At 53.3% G+C, this 2,917-nt stretch carries 1 rRNA gene; it reads right to left on the bottom strand.

Annotation, left to right across the window (positions count from 1 at the left end):
• Nucleotides 1-10: 10 nt before the first annotated feature.
• A 23S ribosomal RNA gene (locus ALII_RS0120855) occupies nucleotides 11-2,887 on the bottom strand.
• Nucleotides 2,888-2,917 lie beyond the last annotated feature (30 nt).

The raw sequence follows: 2,917 nt of genomic DNA, 5'->3' as shown, positions 1-2,917 counted from the left end.
AGCAATGTGAATGATCAAGCCGATCGAGCTATTAGTACCGGTAAGCTTCATGCGTTGCCGCACTTCCACACCCGGCCTATCAACGTGGTCGTCTTCCACGGCTCTGATAGGGAATACTCGTTTTCAGGTGGGTTTCCCGCTTAGATGCCTTCAGCGGTTATCCCGTCCGTATATAGCTACCCTGCTATGCGGCTGGCGCCACAACAGGTCCACCAGAGATACGTCCATCCCGGTCCTCTCGTACTAGGGACAGATCCTGTCAATATTCCTACACCCACGGCAGATAGGGACCGAACTGTCTCACGACGTTCTGAACCCAACTCACGTACCGCTTTAAATGGCGAACAGCCATACCCTTGGGACCTGCTCCAGCCCCAGGATGCGATGAGTCGACATCGAGGTGCCAAACAACCCCGTCGATATGGACTCTTGGGGGTCATCAGCCTGTTATCCCCGGCGTACCTTTTATCCGTTGAGCGATGGCCCTTCCACGCGGGACCACCGGATCACTATGACCGACTTTCGTCTCTGCTCGACTTGTCAGTCTTGCAGTCAGGCAGGCTTATGCCATTGCACTCGACGAACGATTTCCGACCGTTCTGAGCCCACCATCGCGCGCCTCCGTTACTCTTTAGGAGGCGACCGCCCCAGTCAAACTACCCACCATACACTGTCCCGGACCCGGATGACGGGCCGCGGTTAGACATCCATGTAGATAAGGGTGGTATTTCAAGGATGACTCCACCAAGGCTGGCGCCCTGGCTTCAAAGTCTACCACCTATCCTACACATGCCGACACGAATGCCAGTGTAAAGCTATAGTAAAGGTGCACGGGGTCTTTCCGTCTAACCGCAGGAACCCCGCATCTTCACGGGGAATTCAATTTCACTGAGTCTCTGCTGGAGACAGCGGGGAAGTCGTTACGCCATTCGTGCAGGTCGGAACTTACCCGACAAGGAATTTCGCTACCTTAGGACCGTTATAGTTACGGCCGCCGTTTACCGGGGCTTCGATTCAGAGCTTGCACCCCTCCTCTTAACCTTCCGGCACCGGGCAGGCGTCAGACCCTATACGTCGTCTTGCGACTTCGCAGAGCCCTGTGTTTTTGATAAACAGTCGCTACCCCCTGGTCTGTGCCACCCCCACACACTTGCGTGCATAAGGGTCATGCTTATCCCGAAGTTACGCATGCAATTTGCCGAGTTCCTTCAGCAGAGTTCTCTCAAGCGCCTTGGTATACTCTACCTGACCACCTGTGTCGGTTTCGGGTACGGTCTATATTGATGGAGCTGTTTCCTGGAACCGCTAAGCCGCCCGATCAATCCAATAAGATCGAACGACACTCGCAATCCGTCACTACCATCAGGCCCACGAATATTAACGTGGTTCCCATCGACTACGCCTTTCGGCCTCGCCTTAGGGGCCGGCTAACCCTGCTCAGATTAACTTTAAGCAGGAACCCTTGGTCTTTCGGCGAGGGGGTCTCTCACCCCCTTTATCGTTACTCATGTCAGCATTCGCACTTCTGATACCTCCACCGGTCCTCACGGATCCGGCTTCATCAGCTTACAGAACGCTCCGCTACCGCTCACCTTGCGGTGAACCCAAAGCTTCGGTGCATGGCTTTAGCCCCGTTACATTTTCGGCGCAAAACCCCTTAATTAGACCAGTGAGCTGTTACGCTTTCTTTAAATGATGGCTGCTTCTAAGCCAACATCCTGGTTGTTTTGGGAGTCTCACATCCTTTCCCACTTAGCCATGACTTGGGGACCTTAGCTGTTGGTCAGGGTTGTTTCCCTCTCCACGACGGACGTTAGCACCCGCCGTGTGTCTGCCGACTAGTACTCCTCGGTATTCGGAGTTTGGTTAGGTTTGGTAATCCGGTGAGGACCCCTAGCCCATCCAGTGCTCTACCCCCGAGGGTATTCGGTCGACGCTCTACCTAAATAGATTTCGCGGAGAACCAGCTATTTCCAAGTTTGATTGGCCTTTCACCCCTAGCCACAAGTCATCCCAATCTATTGCAACAGATACGGGTTCGGCCCTCCAGTTGGTGTTACCCAACCTTCAGCCTGCTCATGGCTAGATCACTTGGTTTCGGGTCTAATGCAACGAACTGAACGCCCTGTTCAGACTCGGTTTCCCTGCGCCTCCACCTACCGGCTTAAGCTTGCTCGCTACACTAAGTCGCTGACCCATTATACAAAAGGTACGTGGTCACCATTGCAGGCTCCCACTGTTTGTAGGCAATCGGTTTCAGGTACTATTTCACTCCCCTTGTCGGGGTGCTTTTCACCTTTCCCTCACGGTACTGGTTCACTATCGGTCATGCACGAGTACTTAGGCTTGGAGGGTGGTCCCCCCAATTTCAGACAGGATTTCACGTGTCCCGCCTTACTCAAGGATGTTGGTTCGCATTACGTGTACGGGGCTGTCACCCATTCTTGCCCGACTTTCCAGACGGTTCCACTTGTCTCACCAACACCACTGGCCTGGTCCGCGTTCGCTCGCCGCTACTTGCGGAGTCTCGGTTGATGTCCTTTCCTTCGGGTACTTAGATGTTTCAGTTCCCCGAGTTCGCCTCTTATCCCTATGTATTCAGAATAAGATACCTAATAGCGATACTTGGAAACCAAAGACGTCTGCGACGCTCCGTGAATGGTGAATGGGAAAATAGTGAATGGCAAAAACCATTCACTATTCACTATTCACTATTCACGCGCCGCAGGCGCATCAGATTTCCCAAGTATCATAGGTGGGTTTCCCCATTCGGAAATCGCCGGATCAAAGCTCATTCGCAGCTCCCCGACGCTTATCGCAGCGTATCACGTCCTTCATCGCCTGTGCATGCCAAGGCATCCACCAATTGCCCTTAAGACACTTGATCATTCACATTGCCAATACCCATCCTGGCCCA

It is taken from the genome of Aliihoeflea sp. 2WW (assembly GCF_000497755.1).
GTDB lineage: Bacteria > Pseudomonadota > Alphaproteobacteria > Rhizobiales > Rhizobiaceae > Aliihoeflea.
The sequence above is the reverse complement of the archived record's forward strand: the minus strand, read 5'-3'. Positions and strand labels throughout refer to the sequence as shown.